Source organism: Mesorhizobium sp. M7A.F.Ca.CA.002.15.2.1 (genome assembly GCF_003998715.1).
GTDB classification, from domain to species: Bacteria; Pseudomonadota; Alphaproteobacteria; order Rhizobiales; family Rhizobiaceae; genus Mesorhizobium; species Mesorhizobium ciceri.
Window position 1 is genome coordinate 1 of the sequence record NZ_RZPI01000289.1, and the last position, 6,591, is coordinate 6,591.

A 6,591-nucleotide genomic window follows, 5' to 3' on the forward strand; every position below is an offset into this window, starting at 1 on the left:
ATGCCGACAGCGCCGCCGGGTTTGGCGTCGATTCGGTCTGGATGAACATGGCCGTCTCCGTGCCCGGTTGGGCATCTAGTTTGGAACAATTCTAAATAGGCTCAATTGGCTGGACATTCAAGCGAAACGCATCGCCGGAATGGCTGGCTGGCGGAATGTTTTTTGCGCGCCCCTGGGACGCGCCCGAAGGTGTGTTGAGATTCAGGTCAGGCCGGCATCACCTGAAAATCAGCACACCTCAGGCCAGGCTGTCTATTTCCTCGTCCGAAAGGTTCTGCGGCACGACAGTCACCGGGATCGGGAAGGCGGCACCCTTGCCGGCCACGGCGCCGACCAGCGGTCCCGGGCCTTCCTTGCCCGCACCGGCGGCCAGCACCAGGATGGCGATGTCCTGGTCTTCCTCGATCAATTTGTGAATCTCTTCCGTCGGCTTGCCTTCGCGGACCACCATCTCGGGCTCGATGCCGAGCTTCTGGCGCACCTTGTTGGCATAGCTGTCGAGTGCGGCGCGCGCCGTGGCGTTAGCTTCCTCGCGCATGATCTTCTCGACACCCAGCCAATGCTGGAAATCGTCCGGCACGATGACATAGAGCAGCACCAGCGTGCCGCTGGTGCTCTGCGCCCGTTTCGAGGCATAGGCGACGGCACGCTCGCATTCCGGCGTGTCGTCGATGATCGTCAGGAATTTCCTGCGATGGCCGGCTTCGCGGCTGAGGCGTTTGGAGACCATGTCTATCTACTCGGTGTCTTGCGGCGCGATCTGCCACTGCGGCGGACCGGCGGCAAGCCGCCGGCCTTGTGCCAGTGCACCCGATGTCGCGATCAGCCCTGCAGCAGGCCGATAATGTCGCGCACCGTCTTCATCGTCGCTTCGGCCAGCACGCCGGCGCGCTCGCCGCCGTCCTTGAGCACCGCGTCGACATAGGCGCGGTCATCCGAAATGCGGCGCATCTCGCTGGCGATCGGCGCCAGTTTTTCCACAGCAAGATCGGCCAAGGCCGGCTTGAACACGGAAAACTGCTGGCCGGCGAATTGCTTGAGCACATCCGCCTTCGACATCTCGGCGAGACCCGCATAGATGCCGACCAGGTTTTCTGCCTCGGGCCGGCCGGCCAGGCCATCCAGCTCGCTCGGCAACGCTTCCGGATCGGTCTTGGCCTTGCGGATCTTCTTCGAGATGTCATCGGCGTCGTCGGTCAGGTTGATGCGCGACAGATCAGACGGGTCCGATTTGGACATCTTCTTGGAGCCGTCGCGCAGCGACATGATGCGCGCCGCCGGCCCGCCGATGACCGGCTCGGTCAGCGGGAAATAGCCGTTCACGGTCTCTTCGCCGACCTGCATCTCGACGCCGACGCCGAGCGCTGCGATACGGTCGGAGAAGTCGTTGTTGAATTTCTGCGCGATGTCGCGGGTGAGCTCCAGATGTTGTTTCTGGTCCTCACCGACAGGGACGTGGGTGGCACGGTAGAGCAGGATGTCGGCAGCCATCAGCGAGGGATAGGCGAGCAGGCCGAGCGAGGCATTCTCGCGGTCCTTGCCGGCCTTGTCCTTGAACTGCGTCATGCGGTTCATCCAGCCGATGCGCGCCACGCAATTGAAGATCCAGGCAAGCTCGGCGTGCTGCATGACCCGTGACTGGTTGAAGACGATGTGCTTCTTCGGATCGATGCCGGAGGCCAGGAACGCCGCAGTGATCGACCGCGTCTGGTCGGCCAGGTCTTCATAAACGAGTTGGGCTGTCAGCGAATGCAGGTCGACGACGCAATAGATGCAATCGGAGGTGTCCTGCAGGGCAACGAATTTCTTGATGGCGCCGAGATAATTGCCGAGATGCAGATTGCCGGTCGGCTGGACACCGGAAAAGACGAGTGGCTTGAAGGCGGTCATGATTGTCCTCATGGCTTGTGGAGGGCCGTATAAGCGTGATTCCGAAAAGTTGCAGACTTTTCGGAGCCAATCACGCGGCTGGAAACCGCGCGCGGCGAAAGTCTTGCGACGGCGCGCTTATGGACGAAGACGGCGCTGCGATCAAGACGGCGCTGCGAGCGTGTCGGGCGCTACTCGTCCAGGTCGGTCTTTGCGATCGGTGGCGCCGACTTGCCAGATCCCCGCTTGACGTTGCGACGGATCATGCCGAAATCGGCGCCGCCGGTGGCAAACGCCGTGATGAAGTACAGCAGCGCCCCACCCGCGACCAGCGACAGCAGCGTCGTCGCCTTGACCACCAGCGGCGAGCCGGGCCCGAGCCTGACGGCGAACCAATGCTCGGCAAAATAGAGCGCTGCCCCCATCACGATAGCCGACAGCACCAGACGTGGAATGCGCTTCATCAGCGGCACGTCGCGGCCCCAGTGGCCGCGCCGGATCAGGACGCCGAGCAGCATCACCGCGTTGACCCAGCCGGCGACGGCCGAGGCCACCGCGATGCCGGGCGCGCCCATCCGTGGAAACAGCGTCAGCGCCGTGGTGACGTTCACCGCCACCGAGATGGCGGCAAAGATCATCGGAGTACGCGTGTCCTCTCGGGCGAAATAGCCCGGCGTGAATGCCTTGATCAGCACGAAGGCCGGGAGGCCGAGGCCGAAGATCGCCAGGATCGCCGCCACCGTTGGCGTCGAGCCGTTGGCGGCGAACGCGCCGCGCTCATAGACCAGCCGTACGATCGGCTCCGACATCACCCAGAGTGCGGCGGCTGCCGGCAGCGTCAGGAACAGTGTGAACTCGACCGAGCGGTTTTGCAGATTGGCCGCCTCGATCAGATTGCCCGACTTCAGCGCGCGCGACAGTTCGGGCAACAGCACGATGGCGACCGCGACACCGACCACGCCGAGCGGCAACTGGTAGATGCGGTCGGCATAGGCGAGCGAGGACACCGCGCTGTTCTGCGCCGAGGCGATCGCCGTGCCGATCAGCTGGTTGATCTGTGTGATGCCGCCGGTGATGGCCGCCGGCAGCGCCAGGATCAGCAGCCGCTTGACCGCGGGCGTCATTCTGGGACGGCGAAAGCCGATCGAGATGCCGGCATGGCGCACTGCCACCCAGACGATCGCCAGCTGCACCAGTCCGGCGGCAAGCACGCCCCAGGACAGCCCGTAGCCGACTGTGAGGGCATCCGAGCCCTTGTACCAGGCATAGGCGAGCACGCCGATCAGGATGATGTTGAGGAACACCGGCGCCACGGCGGCGGCGAAATAGCGGCGCAGCGAATTCAGCATGCCCGCCATCATCGCGCCCAACGACATGCAGATCAGATAGGGGAACATGATCGTCGCCAGCGTCACCGTGGTGTCGAACTTCCCCGGCGTGCCGGCAAAACCCGGCGCCACCAGATAGCGCACGATCAGCGGCATCGACAATTCCATGATGATGGTCAGCGCCAGCAGCGCCGTGAACAGCACGCCGAACACTTCCTCGGAAAAGCGCTTGGCGCCTTCGGTGCCGTGGGTCTCGATCTCCTTGGCGAACAGCGGCACGAAGGCGGCGTTGAAGGCGCCCTCGGCAAACAGCCGGCGAAAGGTGTTGGGAAACTGGAAGGCGGCGTTGAAGGCATCGGCGACCGGTCCGGTGCCGAGTGCGGCGGCCATCAGCATCTCGCGGCCGAAACCGAGCGCGCGGCTCATCAGCGTGCCGGAAGCGACCGTTGCGAATTTCTTGACGAGGCTCATGCTTTTGGGAACTGCCTGCGGAATTGGGACAAAGTGATGGTCGTTGTCACTCGGCCGCCGCCCTGGACTTGCCGCCGCGTTCGGACACGATGCCTTCGAGCGTTGCCATCAGCCGATTGCGGATGGTGGCGATGCGGGCCGGGTTATCTATCTTCTGGCCAGTGAGATCGGTGACATAGAAAGTGTCGATGACCTTTTCGCCGAAGGTGGTGATGTGGGCCGATGCGATGTCAAGCGACAGGTCGGAAAGCGTTCCGGTGATCTCCGACAGCAGCCCAGGCCGGTCGAGGCCCTCGACCTCGATGACCGAAAAACGATTCGACAGCGTGTTGCGGATTTCGGCACGCGGCGGGATCTTGAACACCTTGGAGCCGCGCCGCGGCTTGGTGCGCTTCTCGATCATTTCCGGCAGCCAGCTCTTGCCCGACAGCACGTCCTCGATCAGCCGGCCGACACGCTCGGCACGCCGGCGCTCGTCCTCGTCGCGGTCGAATTCTCTGCTGATCAGGATCGTGTCGAGCGCACGGCCGTCCGACGTCGTGAAGATCTGCGCGTCGACAATGTTGCCGCCGGCCCCGGCGCACGCCCCGGCGATGACCGAGAGCAGGCGGGGGTGGTCCTGCGCCAGCACGGTGATTTCGGTCACCGCCTCGAACTGGTGGGTCTTGACCATGGTGGCAAGCTTGTTGCCTGACGCGTCAGCCTCACGAATGAATTCGGCATGGCGCAGCTGGTCTGCGAGATCGACGGTCAAAAGGTAATTCTCGTAGTGCTGGCCGACATAGCGCTTGCGGGCCTTGTCCGGCCAGTCGGCAAGCGCCTCGGCCAGACGCTCGCGCGCCGCCGCCGTGCGTTGCGCGCGCGACACTTCCGAAAACCCGCCGGTCAACAGCAATTCGGTCTCGTAGTAGAGCGTGCGCAGCAACTGGCCCTTCCAGCCGTTCCAGACACCCGGTCCGACGCCCCTGATGTCGCAGACGGTGAGGATCAAAAGCAGCTTCAGCCGCTCGACCGACTGCACGATCGCGGCGAAATCCTCGATGGTCTTGCGGTCGTTGAGGTCGCGGGTCTGGGCTGTCATCGACATCACGAGATGGTTCTCGACCAGCCAGGCAACGGTCTCGGTATCGGCAGGCGACAGCCCCATATGCGGACAGATGCGGCGTGCGATCCTGGCCCCCGCCTCGGAATGGTCCTCCGGCCTGCCCTTGGCGATGTCGTGCAGCAGTACGGCGACATAGAGCGCCTCGCGGCTCTTCTTCAGCCCCGGCATCAGCGTGTGCGACAGGGGATGGACCTTTTCGCCGTCGCCGCGTTCGATCTCGGCCAGCACGCCGATGCAGCGGATGAGGTGCTCGTCCACCGTGTAGTGGTGGTACATCGAGAACTGCATCATGGCGACGATCTTGCCGAAATCCGGGATCAGCCTGCCGAGCAGCCCGGCCTCGTTCATGCGGCGCAGATTGAGTTCGGCATTGCGATCCGAGGTCAATATGTCGAGGAACAGCCGGTTGGCCTCCTCGTCGCGCCGCAGCGACTTGTTGACCAGGCCGAGCGAACGGGTCAGCAGCTTCAGCGCATCGGGGTGGAATTCCAGACCGTGCTTGTCGGCGAACCAGAACAGCCTGAGCAGATTGACCGGATCGCGCTCGAACACCTGGTCGTCGGCGATGTTGATGCGGTGGTTGTCGACAATGAAGTCCGACGTGCCGGCCAGCTTGCGCTTGCGCCGCGAGAAAGTCAGGAAGATGCGGTTGAAGCCCGGCACGTGCTTGGCCTGCTCCTCCTCGAGCGCGGCACAGAAGATGCGGGTCAGGTCGCCGACGTCCTTGGCAACGAGGAAGTAGTGCTTCATGAAGCGCTCGACCGCCGACAGGCCGGGGTGCGTGGTGTAGCCGAGCCGTTCGGCGATCTCGCGCTGGATGTCGAAATGCAGCCGCTCCTCGGCCTTGCCGGTGAGGAAATGCATGTGACAGCGTACCGCCCACAGGAAATCCTCGGCTTTCTGGAACTCGCGGTACTCACCCTCGGTGAAGACGCCTTTATCGACCAATTCCTCGCCGGTGCGCACCCGGTAGAAATATTTGCCGATCCAGAACAGCGTCTGCAGATCGCGCAGGCCACCCTTGCCGTCCTTGACGTTGGGCTCGACCAGATAGCGGCTTTCGCCGGCCTTGGCATGGCGGTCATCGCGTTCGGCAAGCTTGGCCTGGACATATTCGGGGCCGGTCGTGCGCACCACCTCATGGTCGAAGCGCAGCATCAGTTCATCATAGAGCTTTTCCTCGCCCCACAGGAAACGTGCTTCGAGGATCGAGGTGCGGATGGTGACGTCGGTGCGCGACAGGCGCAGGCATTCGTCGATATTGCGTGTGGCGTGGCCGACCTTCAGCCCCAGGTCCCACAGCATATAGAGCATGTATTCGACTGTCTGTTCGCCCCACGGCGTCTGCTTGTAAGGCAGCAGGAACAACAGGTCGATGTCGGACCCCGGCGCCAGCGTTCCACGGCCGTAGCCGCCGACAGCGACGACGGCCATGCGCTCCGCGGAGGACGGGTTCTTGACCCGGTAGACATGGGTGACGGCGAAATCGTAAAGCGCCCGGATGATCTCGTCCATGAGATGCGACAGCCGCGCCGCGCAGGCGCTGCCGCCGCCATCGTCCCTCAGCATGCGTTCGGCAATGGCGCGCCCGTCCGCCAGTCGTCCCTTGAGCAGCTGGAGCACACCATTGCGCGCAGCCTGCCCTGAGCCGTCGCCCGCCGTGCCCGCGGTCAGCGCGGTCATCTCGCGGCGCAAGGCTTCGCCGTCGATCAATTCGTCGAGCTTCAGGGAGATTCTTGCCATATATCCAGTCGGCCTTGCCGTTTCGGCGGCGTCTATAGCGCGTTTTGGCGGCGCTGGGTATGGGGCGTTGAAGCC

4 protein-coding genes are annotated in these 6,591 nt (G+C 63.7%); all 4 read right to left on the reverse strand.

Annotated features, from left to right (window positions below):
• Window positions 1-238 precede the first annotated feature (238 nt).
• Window positions 239-730 (reverse strand): universal stress protein, encoded by a 492-nt coding sequence (locus ENZ74_RS17240; protein WP_013528063.1) that lies wholly within the window; start codon window positions 728-730, stop codon window positions 239-241.
• A gap of 92 nt (window positions 731-822) precedes the next feature.
• The gene (gene trpS / locus ENZ74_RS17245) at window positions 823-1,890 is read right to left on the reverse strand and encodes a tryptophan--tRNA ligase (protein ID WP_013528062.1); all 1,068 of its coding nucleotides are present in this window, start codon (window positions 1,888-1,890) and stop codon (window positions 823-825) included.
• A gap of 170 nt (window positions 1,891-2,060) precedes the next feature.
• A complete protein-coding gene (murJ, locus tag ENZ74_RS17250) occupies window positions 2,061-3,668 on the reverse strand; it encodes a murein biosynthesis integral membrane protein MurJ (protein ID WP_013528061.1) in 1,608 nt (535 codons plus the stop codon).
• A 46-nt stretch (window positions 3,669-3,714) separates the two neighbouring features.
• Window positions 3,715-6,516 (reverse strand): [protein-PII] uridylyltransferase, encoded by a 2,802-nt coding sequence (locus tag ENZ74_RS17255; protein WP_063169904.1) that lies wholly within the window; start codon window positions 6,514-6,516, stop codon window positions 3,715-3,717.
• Between the last annotated feature and the right edge of the window lie 75 nt (window positions 6,517-6,591).